The 16,030-nt window shown below is 71.3% G+C and carries 12 protein-coding genes and 1 tRNA gene; 4 read left to right on the top strand and 9 right to left on the bottom strand.

Going from position 1 to position 16,030, the window contains the following annotated elements:
• Positions 1-26 precede the first annotated feature (26 nt).
• The 3 genes from WAB15_RS15675 to WAB15_RS15665 all read right to left on the bottom strand — a co-directional run bounded on the left by WAB15_RS15675 (position 27) and on the right by WAB15_RS15665 (position 2,192).
• A tRNA-His gene (locus WAB15_RS15675) sits at positions 27-102 on the bottom strand.
• A gap of 159 nt (positions 103-261) precedes the next feature.
• Entirely contained in the window at positions 262-897 is a 636-nt protein-coding gene (gene orn / locus WAB15_RS15670; protein WP_407286638.1) for an oligoribonuclease, read from the bottom strand.
• Positions 898-902: 5 nt separating this feature from the next.
• A complete protein-coding gene (locus tag WAB15_RS15665; RefSeq protein WP_407286637.1) occupies positions 903-2,192 on the bottom strand; it encodes a GlxA family transcriptional regulator in 1,290 nt (429 codons plus the stop codon).
• A gap of 1,021 nt (positions 2,193-3,213) precedes the next feature.
• Here WAB15_RS15665 and WAB15_RS15660 point away from each other — a divergent pair.
• Positions 3,214-3,735, top strand: a complete 522-nt coding sequence (locus WAB15_RS15660; RefSeq protein ID WP_399146846.1) for a universal stress protein — start codon at positions 3,214-3,216, stop codon at positions 3,733-3,735.
• Positions 3,736-4,072: 337 nt separating this feature from the next.
• Here the strand turns inward: WAB15_RS15660 and glmS are convergent, their stop codons facing one another.
• Positions 4,073-5,899, bottom strand: a complete 1,827-nt coding sequence (gene glmS / locus WAB15_RS15655) for a glutamine--fructose-6-phosphate transaminase (isomerizing) (protein ID WP_399146845.1) — start codon at positions 5,897-5,899, stop codon at positions 4,073-4,075.
• Positions 5,900-5,997: 98 nt separating this feature from the next.
• A complete protein-coding gene (locus tag WAB15_RS15650; protein ID WP_384430972.1) occupies positions 5,998-6,288 on the bottom strand; it encodes a hypothetical protein in 291 nt (96 codons plus the stop codon).
• A gap of 202 nt (positions 6,289-6,490) precedes the next feature.
• On the opposite strand from WAB15_RS15650, the gene WAB15_RS15645 reads away from it, so the two are divergent.
• Positions 6,491-8,101: a beta-N-acetylhexosaminidase gene (locus WAB15_RS15645; RefSeq protein ID WP_407286636.1), complete on the top strand. Its 1,611-nt coding sequence runs from the start codon at positions 6,491-6,493 to the stop codon at positions 8,099-8,101.
• Positions 8,102-8,219: 118 nt separating this feature from the next.
• Here WAB15_RS15645 and WAB15_RS15640 read toward each other — a convergent pair whose 3' ends face one another.
• From WAB15_RS15640 to WAB15_RS15625, 4 genes are read right to left on the bottom strand one after another with little or no spacing between them, the layout of a single operon-like run.
• Complete coding sequence (locus WAB15_RS15640) at positions 8,220-9,377, bottom strand: acyl-CoA dehydrogenase family protein (RefSeq protein WP_399146843.1); 1,158 nt, start codon at positions 9,375-9,377, stop codon at positions 8,220-8,222.
• 5 nt (positions 9,378-9,382) lie between these two features.
• A complete protein-coding gene (locus tag WAB15_RS15635; RefSeq protein ID WP_407286635.1) occupies positions 9,383-10,324 on the bottom strand; it encodes a hydroxymethylglutaryl-CoA lyase in 942 nt (313 codons plus the stop codon).
• The gene (locus WAB15_RS15630) at positions 10,321-12,306 is read right to left on the bottom strand and encodes an acetyl/propionyl/methylcrotonyl-CoA carboxylase subunit alpha (protein ID WP_407286634.1); all 1,986 of its coding nucleotides are present in this window, start codon (positions 12,304-12,306) and stop codon (positions 10,321-10,323) included. Before WAB15_RS15630 ends, WAB15_RS15635 begins: the two co-directional genes overlap by 4 nt.
• A gap of 26 nt (positions 12,307-12,332) precedes the next feature.
• On the bottom strand, positions 12,333-13,964 hold the full coding sequence (locus WAB15_RS15625; RefSeq protein ID WP_399146840.1) for a carboxyl transferase domain-containing protein: 1,632 nt from the start codon (positions 13,962-13,964) through the stop codon (positions 12,333-12,335).
• Positions 13,965-14,098: 134 nt separating this feature from the next.
• Here WAB15_RS15625 and WAB15_RS15620 point away from each other — a divergent pair, with 134 nt between their 5' ends.
• Complete coding sequence (locus tag WAB15_RS15620; protein WP_399146839.1) at positions 14,099-14,740, top strand: TetR/AcrR family transcriptional regulator; 642 nt, start codon at positions 14,099-14,101, stop codon at positions 14,738-14,740.
• A gap of 123 nt (positions 14,741-14,863) precedes the next feature.
• Complete coding sequence (locus tag WAB15_RS15615; protein WP_399146838.1) at positions 14,864-16,021, top strand: acyl-CoA dehydrogenase family protein; 1,158 nt, start codon at positions 14,864-14,866, stop codon at positions 16,019-16,021.
• Positions 16,022-16,030 lie beyond the last annotated feature (9 nt).

Here is a 16,030-nt window from a genome sequence, read left to right as displayed (position 1 = left end):
CCGACCTGAGGTCGGGGGCCTTGACGTGGGGTGAGTAACGGGACTTGAACCCGCGACATCCTGGACCACAACCAGGTGCTCTACCAGCTGAGCTATACCCACCATGACCGGTGCTGTGTGGTTCCTTTTCCCCACCGGCTGAGAAAAAGTGTACAGGGTCCGGAGGGGTGCTCGCGCCCAGGTTTTCCACCTGCCGGGCGCGGGCGTGTCTTTCGGGTCACGGCAGGTCAGGCCATGACCCGAAAGACGGCCCCGGTCGCCTTACGACGACGGTGCGGACTGCGGCGCCGGCTGAGGTTCGACCGGCAGGACGTGCTTGGCGGCGATCGCCTTCGCGGTGTCCGAGTCGGGCCCGGGCTGCGGCACGAACACCGCCTCCCGGTAGTAGCGCAGCTCCGCGATGGATTCGCGGATGTCCGCCAGCGCCCGGTGGTTTCCGTTCTTGTCCGGACTGTTGAAGTAGGCCCGCGGGAACCAGCGCCGGGCCAGCTCCTTCACGGACGACACATCGACGATCCGGTAGTGGAGGTAGCTCTCCAGCGTCGGCATGTCGCGCAGCAGGAAGCCACGGTCGGTGCCGACGGAGTTGCCGCACAGCGGCGCCTTCCCCGGCTCCGGCACATGCTGCTTGATATAAGCGAGCACCTGCGCCTCGGCCGCCTCCAGTGTCGTCCCGCCGTCCAGCTCCGCCAGCAGCCCGGAGGCGGTGTGCATCTGGCGCACCACCTCCGGCATGGTGCTCAGCGCCTCGGCCGGAGGGCGGATCACCACATCCACCCCGTCGCCCAGCACATTCAGCTCGGAGTCGGTGACCAGTGCGGCCACCTCGATGAGCGCGTCATTCGCCAGCGAGAGTCCGGTCATCTCGCAGTCGATCCACACCATGCGATCGTTCATACATCTCACCCTACGGGGCGCTCGCGCTGTCCGGGCAGCACGGGGCGTCCCACTCCGCGGCCGACCGGGGTCTCCGCCAGCCGGGACGCATACGCATCCGACTGGGGTTTGCCCACTTCGCCCGCTTCGGCCGTCGCCAGGCCGTGGCCGGCCAGCGCGGCGGCGGAGAACCGCTCCGCCCCACCGGCCCCCAGCGCCGCCCGCTCGCGCTCGGGCCGCTCGGCGCGCTCGGCCCGCTCCGGTCTGAGCGCGGGTTCGGGTGCCCCGTTCTGTGGCCGGCGCGCACGGTAGGCCGCCCGGTAGGCGGCCGGCGAAGCGCCCAGCTGCCGACGGAAGTGGCCGCGCAGGGCGACCGGCGAGCGGAACCCGCAGCGCCCGGCGACCTCGTCCACCGAATAGTCGGAGGTCTCCAGCAGCCGCTGGGCCTGCAGCACCCGCTGAGTGATCAGCCACTGCAGGGGAGCGCTGCCCGTCAGGGAGCGGAAGCGCCGGTCGAAGGTGCGCCGGCTCATATACGCGCGCGCGGCGAGGGTCTCCACGTCGAACTGCTCGTGGAGGTGCTCCAGCGCCCAGGCGACGACCTCGGCGAGCGGGTCGGCGCCGATCTCTTCTGGTAATGACCTGTCCAGGTAGCGCTGGTGCCCCAGGTCGGAGGCGGTCCGGCGGGGCGGCACGACGAGCCGGCGGGCCAGCGCGTTCGCGGCGTCCGCGCCGTGGTCGGTGCGCACGATGTGCAGGCACAGGTCGATGCCCGCCGCGGTCCCCGCGGAGGTGAGCACATCGCCGTCGTCGACGAAGAGCTCGCGGGGGTCCACATGGACGGACGGATAACGCTTGGCGAGCGTCGGCGCGTACATCCAATGGGTCGTGGCCGGTCGGCCGTCCAGCAGTCCGGCCGCGGCGAGGACGAACGCCCCCGTGCACAGCCCGACGATTCTGGCCCCTTCTTCATGTGCCCGGCGCAGCGCGTCGAGCGCGGCGGGCGGTGGGGCCTGCGTGATGGAACGCCAGGCCGGTACGACGACCGTCCCGGCACGGGAGATCGCCTCCAGCCCATAGGGGGCTGACAGTTCCAGCCCCCCGGTCGTGCGCAAAGGCGCGTCTTCGCCCGCGCACACAAGTAGCCGGTACCTCGGAACGCCGGCGTCCTGTCGGTCGATGCCGAAGACCGAGAGCGGAATGGAGCTCTCGAAAATAGGTCCGCCGCTGAAGAGGAGCACCGCGACTATTTCGCGGCGTCGTCGGGCGGCGAGCTTGCGTGCGGCATCTGGTACGGCAGCGGAGTCCTGGCTCATGGCACTTAAGCCCCCCTCGGTCGTCTCGCCCTCTCGGTCCTGCACAGTTCCCCCGCCGTAACTACCAAGATCGAATCTACTGTGTTCCGTGAGGATGGAGTGCCAAGTTCACCACCCACTGGTATGTCGATATGGCAACTTGGCGCGAAGCATTCGATCACGAAGCGTTCCACTCGTCGGGCCTGCATGGGAAGTACGCGTCTCGGCTCTGCCCGTTCGCAGTAGGACACAACCATGCCCACCGGTCCTTTCCTCCCTGCTCACACAAGGGTTGAGGGGGGTCCGGGGCAAGGTGGGGGACCCGGCCGGAAGTTGGCTGAAAACGGTCGCGCGCAGACTTGCGAGCGCCTCAATCGACCGGCGTACGCCCTTCGGAATGGCGTCCGCCCCTGCGCGCCGCTACCCCTGAACGCCCCCTTTTGTCCCGATGACGTCCGGTGTCGCGGATACGCTTCCGGGCCGCCGTCCGTTCGGATCGCCGCAGCAGTGCGCGGCAGGCGCAGGTCAGCGCCGCGAGACCGGCGGCGGTGCCCACCGCGCCGGCCCAGGAGGCACCGCTGGCGATCAGGACGAGGGGCACCAGGGCGCAGCCGAACGCGCCCCAGCGCACGACATCGCTCACTGGGTCGGGTGATCTGTCCGGCCGCGACGGCATCTCGTACTCCCCTCGGACGGGCTGCTACTACAACGCCGCCGACGATCACGGGTCACCGCGAGGGGTACGTACGGGGGCAGGGCGGGGCATTGCCTTCCGCGCCACGCTCCGGCATGCTCCGGGGAACGTTCGAGCCCCCGCACCGGCCTCGCACGGGCGCCCGGTGCCCGCGGCGGGCTCTGGGCAGCGGGGGAGTGGAGCCGTACTCTTGGGGTATCGACTTGGAAAGATGATTCCCAGTCGTATCGTTCCTCTTTGAACTAAGGCTCCCGCGCCTCGATAGACCCAGCTCAGTCAACTGCCGGATCAAGTCAATCGCCGTTCCCCGTTCGCCCCTCCGCAAGAGGACGCCTTCGCCGAGACACCATGGCCGGTCACGAATTCCCCGAACCCGCGGACCGCAAGCAGGTCGCCGATCCGACGGCGGACCTCGAAGCGGCGGAAGAGCCACGACACTCCTGCGACCCCGTGTTCCGGCACGGCGTCGTGGTCGGCTTCGACGGATCCATGTCGAGCGAGCGAGCGTTGGCGTATGCAATCGGTATCGCACGGCGCCACAGCGCCGGATTGATCATCGTCCATGTGGCCAACCGGCTGCCGACGACGGTCTGGGCGGGCTGCGAGCCCCCGGTCTTCGTCGACGTGCCGGACCACCGCACCGAAGTGCTCGGCCTGGAGCTCGCCTGCGCCGACCATCTCGGCGAGGTGCCCTGGATCCTCGTCGAGCGCGGCGGCGACATCTGTCATGAGCTGGAGGAGGTCGGCCGGGAGTACGAGGCCGACGCGATCGTGGTCGGCTCCACGCACGGCATCGTCGGCCGGATCTTCGGCTCGGTCGCCGGCCGGCTGGCCCGCCGGGCGCAGCGCCCGGTGATCGTGATTCCCTGACCCGCGCCGGCGGCCCGCCGGCGGTCATCTCTCCTCGCTCCACTCACAGTTGAGGGGCGTGAGGGACGTCACGCGCGGCGATGTCTCCCTCTCCGCCGCCGTGCGGAGGTGGATTGCGCGCTTGTGAGGGGTAGAAAACGGTCACGTGGGCGCACCGCGTCACGGTCCGGGCGGCCGCGCGCACGGCAACTGCGTGCTGCCGGCCGGGAGGTGACGGTTCCCGGGGCGGCGGCATCCCGCCGGCGTTTGGGCGATGCCGGCGCAGGGGAGGCGGTGCTCCGCGCGTATGGTGGCACGCGCGGGCCACCGCCCCCTCTTTGCGTCCTTGGGGCCGCGACTACTCCACGGTCACCGACTTGGCGAGGTTGCGGGGCTTGTCGATGTCCCGGCCGAGGGCCAACGCCGTGTGGTAGGCGAGCAGTTGGAGCGGAATACCCATCAGGATCGGGTCCAGCTCGGGCTCGTTCTTCGGGACGACGATGGTGTGGTCGGCCTTCTCCTGCTCCTGGTGCGCGACGGCCAGGATGCGGCCGCTGCGGGCCTTGATCTCCTCCAGCGCGGCGCGGTTCTTCTCCAGCAGGTCGTCGTCCGGGACGATGGCGACGGTCGGCATGGCGGGCTCGATGAGCGCCAGCGGGCCGTGCTTGAGCTCGGAGGCCGGGTAGGCCTCGGCGTGGATGTAGGAGACCTCCTTGAGCTTCAGCGAGGCCTCGCGGGCCACCGGGTAGCCGCGCACCCGGCCGATGAACATCATCGACTTGGCGTCGGCGTAGTGGGCCGCCAGCTTCTTGACCTCGTCCTCGCCCTTGAGGATCTCGTCGATCTGTCCGGGCAGCTTGCGCAGGCCCTCGATGATCCGCTTGCCGTCGGCGACGGACAGGTCGCGGATGCGGCCCAGGTGCAGGGCGAGCAGCGCGAAGGAGACCACCATGTTGGTGAAGCACTTGGTGGAGACCACGCAGACCTCGGGGCCCGCGTGCACGTAGATGCCGCCGTCGGTCTCCCGGGCGATCGCCGAGCCGACCACGTTCACCAGGCCCAGCACCCGCGCGCCCTTGCGCTTGAGCTCCTGGACGGCCGCGAGGACGTCGTAGGTCTCACCGGACTGGGAGACCGCCACGTACAGGGTGTCGGGGTCCACGACCGGGTTGCGGTAGCGGAACTCGGAGGCCGGCTCGGCGTCCGAGGGGATCCGGGCCAGCTCCTCGATCATCTGCGCGCCGATCTGGCCGGCGTGGTACGAGGTGCCGCAGCCCAGGATCTTCACCCGGCGCACCCCGCGCGCCTCGCGGGCGTCGAGGTTCAGGCCGCCGAGGTGCACGGTGGAGAAGCGGTCGTCGATCCGCCCGCGCAGCGCGCGGTCTACCGCGTCGGCCTGCTCGGAGATCTCCTTGTGCATGTAGGTGTCGTGGCCGCCCATGTCGTAGGACTCGGCCGCGTACTCGACGGTCTCCGGCGTCGCCGTCGTGCGGGACCCCTCGGTGGTGTACGTGCGGTAGTCGTCGGCCTTGAGGGTGGCCATCTCGCCGTCGTCGAGGGTGACGACCTGGCGGGTGTGCGAGACCAGCGCGGCGACGTCGGAGGAGACGAACATCTCGTGCTCGCCGATGCCCAGGACGACCGGGGAGCCGTTGCGGGCGACGACGATGCGGTCGGCGAAGTCGGCGTGCAGCACGGCGATGCCGTAGGTGCCCTCGATGTGCCGCAGCGCCTCGCGGACCCGCTCCTCCAGCGTCTCGGCACCGGAGCGGCCGATCAGGTGGGCCAGCACCTCGGTGTCGGTCTCGGAGGCGAACTCCACGCCGTCGGTGATCAGGCGGGCGCGCAGCTCGGCGGCGTTGTCGATGATGCCGTTGTGGACGACCGCGACCTTGCCGGTGGCGTCCTGGTGCGGGTGGGCGTTCTCGTCGGTCGGTGCGCCGTGGGTGGCCCAGCGGGTGTGCGCGATGCCGGTGGTGCCCGCGAAGCGCTTGGGCAGACGGGACTCCAGCTCGCGGACCCGGCCCTTGGCCTTGGCGGTCTTCAGGCCCCCGGCCTTTCCGGTGCCGCTCGCGTGGATGGCGATACCGGCCGAGTCGTAGCCGCGGTACTCCAGGCGCTGAAGGCCTTCGAGGAGCAGCGGAGCGACATCACGCTTGCCGATATATCCCACGATCCCGCACATACAGTGACCCTCCGAGAAAGACGTTGTCGTCGGTTGAAGACGGTGTGCCGATGAAAGGCGTTGCGTCGGTCGTCGTGCCCGGCGCGCTTTCGTGGGCGTCAGCCGTAGACCATGCGGCGCAGCTGGCGGGGCGAGAGATCGGGCGGAGCCACCGCGCGATGCGGCATCTCCTGGCGGATCCGTTCGAAGATCGCCTCGTTGCGCAGCCCCTGGGACTGCAGCTCGCGATGGCGTCTGCGGACGAACTCCTCCGTCGTCTCGTCGAAGTACGCCAGCACGTCGAGCACCACCCGGGCGGCCTCACCGCGCTGCAGCGGTGTGCTGCGCACCAGGTGGTCCACCAGGTCATCGTGCGGCGCGTCAGCGCTGCGGTTACGGCGTTCGAGCACCCGTAGATACTGCGGGGCGGCGCGAGGATTCGCAAGAAATCTGCCCGGAATCGGGCAGGTCCCCGGTTTGGGTGCGGGAAAGTGGTCTACACCTTGACCCCTGATCCAGGCTCGCGGTACGCATGGTCACCGCTCGGTCGCTCCATGCCATGCACGGTGTCACGCACGCTGCCATGAACGACGTTCGCCGAAGGGACCGTCGATGAGACGACGCAGACTGCTCTTCTCGCTGCTGCTGATCGCGGCCGCGGGGCTGGGAACCGCCGCCGCAGAGCCTCCGGGCGCCGCCGGCGGCGGCGCCACCCCGGCAGCCACCCCGCTGGACCAGGTGGTCCCCGCGCCCGCCTCCGTGCGCGGCGGCGGGCGCGCCTTCACCCTCGGCGAGGGCACCCGGATCCGGGTGCCCGGCGGCTCCGGCGAGGCGAAGCGGATCGCCGGCTATCTGGCGGGGCTGCTGCGGCCCGCCACCGGCTACGACCTGCCGGTGACCACCAAGGGCGGCCCGGACGGCATCGTCCTGCGGCTCGGCGGCCGCGGCACCGGGCAGCTGGGCGCGGAGGGCTACCGGCTGACCTCCGGCAGCCGCGCGGTCACCATCAGCGCCGCCCGCCCGGCCGGCCTCTTCCACGGCGTGCAGACCCTGCGCCAGCTGCTGCCCGCCGGCGTCGAGCGGCGAAGCGCCCAGCGCGGGCCCTGGCGGATCGCCGGCGGCGCCATCGCCGACTCCCCGCGCTACGACTACCGCGGCGCGATGCTCGACGTCTCGCGGCACTTCTTCACCGTCGAGCAGGTCAAGCGCTATATCGACCAGCTCGCCGCATACAAGATCAACAAGCTGCATCTGCATCTTTCCGACGACCAGGGCTGGCGGATCGCGATCGACTCCTGGCCGCGGCTGGCGACCTACGGCGGCTCCACGCAGGTCGGCGGCGGCCCCGGCGGCCACTACACCAAGGACGACTACCGCGAGATCGTCCGCTACGCCGCCGACCGCTACCTCACCGTCGTCCCCGAGATCGACATGCCGGGCCACACCAACGCCGCGCTGGCCTCCTACGCCGAGCTCAACTGCAACGGCCAGGCGCCGCCGCTCTACACCGGCACCAACGTCGGCTTCAGCTCGCTGTGCGTGCCCAAGGCGGTGACGTACGACTTCATCGACGACGTGATCCGCGAGATCGCGGCGCTCACCCCCGGCCCGTACCTCCACATCGGCGGCGACGAGGCGCACTCCACCAGCCATGAGGACTACGTCGCCTTCATGGACAAGGCGCAGCCGGTGGTCGCCAAGTACGGCAAGACCGTGATCGGCTGGCACCAGCTGACCGGAGCGCACCCGGCGAAGGGCGCCGTCGCCCAGTACTGGGGCTACGACAAGACCGGCGCGCAGGAGCAGGCCCAGGTGGTGGACGCGGCCCGCAACGGCACCCGGCTGGTCCTCTCGCCCGCCGACCGCGCCTACCTCGACATGAAGTACGACAAGAACACGCCGCTGGGGCTGTCCTGGGCCGGCTACGTGGACGCCAAGCGCTCCTACGACTGGGACCCGGGCGGCTACCTCAAGGGCGCCCCCGAGGCATCGATCCTGGGCGTCGAGGCGCCCATGTGGACCGAGACCCTCTCGACCTCGGCGCACCTGGAGTACATGGCCTTCCCGCGGCTGCCGGGCATCGCGGAGCTGGGCTGGTCCCCGGCGAGCACCCACGACTGGGAGGCGTACAAGTACCGGCTGGCGGCGCAAGCCCCCCGGTGGGAGGCGCTGGGGATCAACTACTACCGGTCGCCGGAGGTGCCGTGGCCTCATCGGGGGTGAGCCGATGAGGCCCACCGGGCCGCGGTGGGTTTCGTCGCCGGCTGCGGCCCGGTGGGACCCGGGGTCCGTCCTCAGACTCCCCCAGCTACCGCTGGGAGGTGCCCCCAGACGGGCTGGATTATGTGAGGCCCAACTCCCGGGCGATCAGCATCCGCTGGACCTCGCTGGTGCCCTCGCCGATCTCCAGGATCTTGGCGTCCCGCCACATCCGGGCGACCGGGTACTCGTTCATGAAGCCGTAGCCGCCGTGGATCTGGGTGGCCTCGCGGGCGTTGTCCACCGCGATCTCGGAGGAGTAGAGCTTGGCGAGCGCGGCCTCCTTCTTGAACGGCTCGCCGTGCACCAGCCGGGAGGCGGCGTCGCGCCAGGCCAGCCGGGCGGTGTGGGCGCGCATCTCCATGTCGGCGAGCTTGAACTGGATCGCCTGGTTGGCGCCGATCGGCCGACCGAAGGCCCGCCGCTCCTTGGCGTAGGCGACCGACTCGTCCACACAGCCCTGCGCGAGGCCGGTGGCCAGCGCCGCGATGGCGATCCGGCCCTCGTCGAGGATGCGCAGGAACTGGGCGTAGCCGCGGCCCTCCTCGCCCAGCAGGTTGCCGGCCGGCACCCGGACGTCGGAGAACGACAGCTCGCGGGTGTCCGAGGCGCTCCAGCCGACCTTGGAGTACGGGGCGCCGACCGTGAAACCGGGCGTGCCGGACGGCACCATGATCGAGGAGATCAGCGGACTGCCGTCGTCCTTGCGGCCGGTCACCGCGGTGACCGTCACCAGGCCCGTGATGTCCGTACCGGAGTTGGTGATGAAGCACTTGCTGCCGTTGATCACCCAGTCTCCGCCGTCGCGCACCGCGGTCGTCCGGGTGGCGCCCGCGTCCGAGCCGCCGTCCGGCTCGGTCAGGCCGAAGGCGCCGAGCATCTCCCCGCTGCACAGCTTGGGCAGCCACGCGCGCTTCTGCTCCTCGGTGCCGAAGCGGTAGACCGGCATGGCACCCAGGGAGACGCCGGCCTCCAGGGTGATGGCCACCGACGAGTCGACCCGGGCCAGCTCCTCCAGGGCGATACCGAGCGCCAGGTAGTCGCCGCCCATCCCGCCGTACTCCTCGGGGAACGGCAGGCCGAACAGGCCCATCCGGCCCATCTCCTGCACGATCTCGTACGGGAACGCATGCCGCTCGTAGTACTCGCCGATCTTCGGGGCGACGACGTCATGCGCGAACGCCTCGACCGTGCGCCGGAGTTCTTCCAGCTCAGCGGGCAGACGGTGGTCCAGTGACATGGGGGTCACTCCTTGTGGGAGAGGGCTCGAAGGGTGCGCGAGGGGCTCGGCCGGCCCAGGGCCTCGGCCATCCACACGCTCGTGGCGACCAGCCGGTCCAGGTCGACGCCGGTCTCGATACCGAGGCCGTGCAGCATCCACACGAGGTCTTCGGTGGCGAGGTTGCCGGTGGCGCTCTTGGCGTACGGGCAGCCGCCGAGGCCGCCCGCGGAGGCGTCGACGGTGGTGACGCCGTGCTGGAGCGCGGCGAGGGTGTTGGCGAGGGCCTGCCCGTAGGTGTCGTGGAAGTGCACGCCCAGCCGGGAGCTGGGCACGCCGGCCTCGTTGAGCGAGGCGAGCAGGTGCTGGACGTGGCCGGGGGTGGCCACGCCGATGGTGTCGCCCAGGCTCAGCTCGTCGCAGCCCAGCTCCAGCAGCTCCCGGCAGACCCGTACGGTCTGCGCGAGGGGCACCGGGCCCTCCCAGGGGTCGCCGAAGCACATCGACAGATAGCCGCGGACATGGACCTTGGCGTCCTTGGCGCGCGCGACGACCGGGGCGAACATCGCCAGCGCCTCGTCGACCGTGCGGTTGAGGTTGGCCTTGGCGAACGACTCGGTGGCGCTGGCGAACACCGCGATCCGGCGGGCGCCCAGCGCGAGCGCGCGGTCCAGACCGCGCTCGTTGGGCACCAGCACCGGCAGCCGATGCGGGTCGAGATCGCCCAGCAGCGGGAACAGCCGCTCCGCGTCGGCGAGTTGGGGCACCCACTTGGGGTGCACGAAGCTGGTGGCCTCGACCGTCGGCAGGCCGGCGTCGGCGAGCCGGTGGATGAACTCGGCCTTGACCTCCGTCGGGACGACGGTCTGCTCGTTCTGCAGCCCGTCGCGCGCGCCGACCTCATGGATCCGTACGCGGGTGGGCAGCCCCTCCGCCCGGATCTCCATCGGCAGTCCGGCCGCGGTCATGACGCGTCCTCCCGCTCGCCCTCGGGCGCCTCATGGGGCGCGATCACGGCCAGGATCTGGTCCATGGCGACGGTCGTGCCCACGCCGACGTCCAGTTCGGTGACGGTGCCGGCGTGCGGTGCGGAGATGATGTGCTCCATCTTCATCGCCTCCACCACCAGCAGGCCCTGCCCGGCGGCCACCTCGTCGCCGACGGCGACCTTGACGACGGTGACGGTGCCCGGCATCGGGGCCGCCAGGGTGTCCGCGCCCGCCCCGCCCGCGGCCCCGCGCAGCGCCGCCGCCACCGGGTCGTGGTCGGTCACCTGCCAGGAGTCGCCGTCCCTGCCGAGCCAGTCGCCGCTGCGGTGGAAGGAGTGCAGCACCCCGTCGACGGTGATCCGCACGCGGTCCGGCTCGACCCGGCCGGCCGCGGAGCCGGGCGTGACGTCGTAGGGCACCGGATCGCGGCCCGGCACCCGCAGCCAGTGGCGGACCGGCGCCGGCTCGCCGCCGAGCCGGAAGCCGCTGGGCGCGGCGAACGGGTCGCGCCAGCCGCCCTCGGCCGCCGCCGGCTCCAGGGCGGCCTGCCGCACCGCCGCGGCCGCCGCGTACACCTCGTCGGGCACCTCGCCGTCGACCAGGCCGGCCGCCTCGCGCTCCACCAGCCCGGTGTCCAGGTCGCCGGAGACGACATCCGGGTGGGCCAGCAGCCGCCGCAGGAAACCGGCGTTGGTGGTCACGCCCAGGGTGACGGTCTGCGCCAGCCCGGCCCGCAGCCGGCGCAGCGCGCTCGCCCGGTCCGGGCCGTGCGCGATGACCTTGGCGAGCATCGGGTCGTAGCGGCTGCCGACCTCCACGCCCTGCGTCAGACCGGAGTCGGTGCGCAGTCCGCCGCCCTCCACCTCGTGCAGCGCCAGCACCGTGCCGCCGGTCGGCAGGAAGTCGCGGGCCGGGTCCTCGGCGCACAGCCGGGCCTCGATGGCGTGCCCGGTGAGGGTGACGTCCTCCTGGGCGTACGGCAGGCGCTCGCCGGCCGCGATCCGCAGCTGCCACTCCACCAGGTCCAACCCCGTGACCAGTTCGGTGACCGGGTGCTCCACCTGGAGGCGGGTGTTCATCTCCATGAAGAAGTACGAGGCCGGGTCCTTGCCGGGGACGATGAACTCGACGGTGCCGGCGCCGCGGTAGCCGCAGGAGCGGGCCGCCTGGACGGCCGCCTCGCCCATCGCGGCGCGGGTGGCCTCATCGAGCAGGACCGACGGGGCCTCCTCGATCACCTTCTGGTGCCGGCGCTGCAGGGAGCACTCGCGCTCGCCGAGGTGGATGACGTTGCCGTGGCCGTCCGCCAGCACCTGGATCTCGATGTGCCGGGGGCGGTCGACCCAGCGCTCGACGAGCAGGGTGTCGTCGCCGAAGGAGGAACGGGCCTCGCGGCGTGCGCCGGCGATCTCGTCGGCCAGCAGCGCCTCGTCGCGCACCAGCCGCATGCCCTTGCCGCCGCCGCCCGCGGACGGCTTGAGCAGCACCGGCAGGCCGATCTCCCGGGCGGCGGCGGCCAGTTGGCCGTCGTCCAGCCCGCTGCCCGAGGAGCCGGGGACGACCGGGACGCCGGCCGTGCGCACCGTCTCCTTGGCGCGGATCTTGTCGCCCATCAGCTCGATGGACTCCGCGGACGGGCCGATGAAGACCAGCCCCGCCGCCGCGCAGGCGCGGGCGAAGCCGGCGTTCTCGGCGAGGAAGCCGTAGCCGGGGTGGACCGCCTGCGCGCCGGTGCGCGCCGCCGCCTGAAGCAGCCGTTCCACCGACAGATAGCTCTCCGTGGCGGGGGCCGGGCCGATCCGTACGGCCGTGTCGGCCTCGCGGACGTGCCGGGCGTCGGCGTCCGCGTCGCTGTAGACGGCGATGGAGCGGATGCCGAGGGTGCGCAGCGTGCGGATCACGCGGACCGCGATCTCGCCGCGGTTGGCGATCAGGACGCTGTCGAACATCGTCGTTGCCATGGGTGTGGGCATTCCCCTCATGAAGATCACATCCGGAAGACGCCGTAGCCGGGCGCCGCGGGGTCCCTTTGGGGGAGCGGGGCGTTGGCGCAGGCGGTCAGCGCCAGCCCCAGCACCTGCCGGGTCTCCAGCGGGTCGATCACGCCGTCGTCCCACAGCCGCGCGGTGGCGTAGTAGGCGTTGCCCTGGGTGTCGTACTGCTCGCGGACCGGCGCCTTGAAGGCGGCCTCCTCCTCGGCGCTCCACTCCTCGCCGCGCGCCTCCAACTGGTCGCGCTTGACGGTCGCGAGGACGGAGGCGGCCTGCTCGCCGCCCATCACCGAGATCTTGGCGTTCGGCCACATCCACAAGAAGCGCGGTGAATAGGCCCGGCCGCACATCGAGTAGTTGCCCGCCCCGTACGAGCCGCCGATGACGACCGTCAGCTTCGGGACGCGGGTGCAGGCCACCGCCGTCACCATCTTCGCGCCGTGCTTGGCGATACCGCCCGCCTCGTAGTCCCGGCCCACCATGAAGCCGGAGATGTTCTGCAGGAACAGCAGGGGGATGCCGCGCTGGTCGCACAGCTCGATGAAGTGCGCGCCCTTCTGGGCGGATTCGGAGAACAGGATGCCGTTGTTGGCGACGATGCCGACCGGATGGCCGTGGATGTGGGCGAAGCCGGTGACCAGCGTCGTGCCGTACTCGGCCTTGAACTCCGCGAAGCGCGAGCCGTCCACGATCCGCGCGATCACCTCGCGGACGTCGTAGGGGGTGCGGGAGTCCACCGGCACCGCGCCGTACAGCCCGGCCGGGTCGAGCTCGGGCTCGTCCGCCTTGCGCACCGTCCAGGGCAGCGGGGGCCGCTCGCCGAGCGTGGCGACGATGGTCCGCACGATCCGCAGCGCGTGCGCGTCGTCCTCGGCGAGGTGGTCGGTGACGCCGGAGACCTTGGAGTGCACCTCGCCGCCGCCCAGCTCCTCGGCCGTGACGACCTCGCCGGTCGCGGCCTTCACCAGCGGCGGTCCGCCCAGGAAGATCGTGCCCTGGTTGCGGACGATCACCGCTTCGTCGCTCATCGCGGGGACGTAGGCGCCGCCCGCCGTGCAGGACCCCAGGACGGCGGCGATCTGCGGGATGCCGGCACCCGACATCCGGGCCTGGTTGTAGAAGATCCGCCCGAAGTGCTCGCGGTCGGGGAAGACCTCGTCCTGCATGGGCAGGAACGCGCCGCCGGAGTCGACGAGATACAGGCAGGGCAGGCGGTTCTCCAGGGCGATCTCCTGGGCCCGCAGATGCTTCTTGACCGTCATCGGGTAGTACGTGCCGCCCTTGACCGTGGCGTCGTTGGCGATGATCAGCGCCTCGCGGCCGCTGACCCGGCCGATGCCCGCGATCACCCCGGCTGCGGGCGCCGCGCCCGCGTACATGCCCTCCGCCGCCAGCGGCGCCACCTCCAGGAACGGCGAGCCGGGGTCCAGGAGGGCGTCGACCCTGTCCCTGGGCAGCAGCTTGCCGCGTGCGGTGTGCCGCGCCCTGGCCTTCTCGCCGCCGCCCAGCCGGGCCGCCGCGAGCTTCTCGCGCAGCTCGGCGGCCAGCTCGCGGTGCGCGGCCTCGTTGGCCCGCCAGGAGTCGGACGCCGGAACGGCCGCGCTCCCCAGCACCGGTGCCTGTTCCATCAGTACGAGCCCCCTTGCTCGATCGCCTGTCCCGGCGCCACGATCGGCGGCTGCCGGGCCATCCGGGTTAATGGCCGTTAACCTCATTTCCCTCAGGTTAACGAGCACTAACCCGGCTGTCTACAATCGACGTCATGAGTAATGCGCAGGCCTCCGCCCCGAACAGCCGCCGCGAGCAGATCCTCAAGGAGGCCGCCCGGCTCTTCGCCGAGCGCGGCTTCCACGGTGTCGGCGTCGACGAGATAGGGGCGGCCGTGGGCATCTCCGGCCCCGGCCTCTACCGGCACTTCGCCGGCAAGGACGCGATGCTCGCCGAGCTGCTGGTCGGCATCAGCGAGCGGCTGCTCGCCGGCGGCCGGATGCGGGTCGCGGAGGGCGGTGAGAGCCCCGAGGCGGTGCTGTGCGCGCTGATCGACGGCCATATCGACTTCGCGCTCGACGACCGGCCGCTGATCACCGTGCACGACCGCGAGCTGGACCGGCTGCGCGAGGCCGACCGCAAGCGGGTGCGCCAGCTCCAGCGGCAGTACGTCGAGCTGTGGGTGGAGGTCGTCCGCCAGGTCCACCCCGGGCCCTCCGAGTCCCAGGCCCGTGCCGCGGTGCACGCCGTCTTCGGCCTGCTGAACTCCACCCCCCACCTGGGCCGTCCCGGCTCCCTGCCGGGCCGTACGGAGATGGCGGAGCTGCTGCACCGGCTGGCCCTGGGGGCGTTCGGCGCGGTGGCCGGGGAGTCGGAGGCCGGTGACGCGGTGGCTCTGGGGGTGCCGGGCGCATAGGGGGCTCCCCGGTCCGCACAGGTTTTCGTTGACCTCTGGACAGCTTTGGTGACCGGCCGGTAGCTTTCGCTGAGCAAGCGCTTAGATATGGGCTAGGCCGGTGAGCTGGAGGAGGCGACGCAGATGCGCCGTACGGTGTTCAACGAGGACCACGAGGCGTTCCGGGAGACCCTGCGGGCCTTCATCGAGGCCGAGGTCGTCCCGGTCTACGACGAGTGGTTCGCCGCGGGCCAGGCGCCGCGCGACTTCTACTACAAGCTCGCCGAGCTCGGCGTCTTCGGTATCCGCGTCGGCGAGGAGTACGGCGGCGCGGGCATCGACTCGTACAAGTTCGAGGCCGTGATGTACGAGGAGACCGCGCGGGCCGGCGTCTCCTTCGGCGGCTCCGGCGTCCATGTGCTGCTCGGCCTGCCCTACCTCAAGATGCTCGCCACCGACGAGCAGAAGAAGCGGTTCCTGCCGAAGTTCGTCTCCGGTGAGGAGATGTGGGCGCTGGCGATGACCGAGCCGGGCACCGGCTCCGACCTCGCCGGCATGAAGACCACCGCCAAGCTCTCCGAGGACGGCACGCACTACGTCCTCAACGGCGCCAAGACCTTCATCACCGGCGGCGTCCACGCCGACCGCGTCATCGTCTGCGCCCGCACCGCCGCCCCGCGCGAGGACGACCGCCGCTTCGGCATCTCCCTCTTCGCCGTCGACACCAAGGCCGAGGGCTACTCCGTCGGCCGCAAGCTGGACAAGCTGGGCCTGAAGGTCTCCGACACCGCCGAGCTGGCGTTCGTCGATGTCGAGGTGCCGGTCGAGGACCTGCTGGGCGAGGAGAACAAGGGCTTCTCCTACCTCGGCCTCAACCTCGCCTCCGAGCGCTGGGGCATAGCCTTCGGCGCCTACGCGCAGGCCGCCGCGGCCGTCCGCTTCGCCACGCAGTACGTGCAGGAGCGCACCGTCTTCGGCAAGCCGGTCGCCGCCTTCCAGAACACCAAGTTCGAGCTGGCCGCCTGCCAGGCCGAGGTGGACGCCGCCCAGGCCGTCGCCGACCGCACCCTGGAGGCCCTCGACGCGGGCGAGCTGTCCCCGGCCGAGGCCGCCAGCGCCAAGCTGTTCTGCACCGAGGTCGCGCACCGCGTCATCGACCGCTGCCTGCAGCTGCACGGCGGCTACGGGTTCATGAACGAGTACCCGATCGCCCGCCTCTACGCCGACAACCGCGTCAACCGCATCTACGGCGGCACCAGCGAGATCATGAAGTCGATCATCGCCAAGTCGATGGGCCTGTAAGGGTCCCCC

Origin of the sequence: Streptomyces sirii (genome assembly GCF_045690365.1) — a bacterium.
GTDB classification, from domain to species: domain Bacteria; phylum Actinomycetota; class Actinomycetes; order Streptomycetales; family Streptomycetaceae; genus Streptomyces; species Streptomyces sirii.
The sequence above is the reverse complement of the archived record's forward strand: the minus strand, read 5'-3'. Positions and strand labels throughout refer to the sequence as shown.

Excerpts from the sequence above, each read along its gene's own strand:
- WAB15_RS15640 (WP_399146843.1), bottom strand. The coding sequence starts at position 9,377 with ATGTCACTGGACCACCGTCTGCCCGCTGAGCTGGAAGAACTCCGGCGC.
- WAB15_RS15665 (WP_407286637.1), bottom strand. The coding sequence starts at position 2,192 with ATGAGCCAGGACTCCGCTGCCGTACCAGATGCCGCACGCAAGCTCGCC.
- WAB15_RS15620 (WP_399146839.1), top strand. The coding sequence starts at position 14,099 with ATGAGTAATGCGCAGGCCTCCGCCCCGAACAGCCGCCGCGAGCAGATC.
- WAB15_RS15630 (WP_407286634.1), bottom strand. The coding sequence starts at position 12,306 with ATGGCAACGACGATGTTCGACAGCGTCCTGATCGCCAACCGCGGCGAG.
- glmS (WP_399146845.1), bottom strand. The coding sequence starts at position 5,899 with ATGTGCGGGATCGTGGGATATATCGGCAAGCGTGATGTCGCTCCGCTG.
- orn (WP_407286638.1), bottom strand. The coding sequence starts at position 897 with ATGAACGATCGCATGGTGTGGATCGACTGCGAGATGACCGGACTCTCG.
- WAB15_RS15660 (WP_399146846.1), top strand. The coding sequence starts at position 3,214 with ATGGCCGGTCACGAATTCCCCGAACCCGCGGACCGCAAGCAGGTCGCC.
- WAB15_RS15645 (WP_407286636.1), top strand. The coding sequence starts at position 6,491 with ATGAGACGACGCAGACTGCTCTTCTCGCTGCTGCTGATCGCGGCCGCG.
- WAB15_RS15635 (WP_407286635.1), bottom strand. The coding sequence starts at position 10,324 with ATGACCGCGGCCGGACTGCCGATGGAGATCCGGGCGGAGGGGCTGCCC.
- WAB15_RS15625 (WP_399146840.1), bottom strand. The coding sequence starts at position 13,964 with ATGGAACAGGCACCGGTGCTGGGGAGCGCGGCCGTTCCGGCGTCCGAC.
- WAB15_RS15615 (WP_399146838.1), top strand. The coding sequence starts at position 14,864 with ATGCGCCGTACGGTGTTCAACGAGGACCACGAGGCGTTCCGGGAGACC.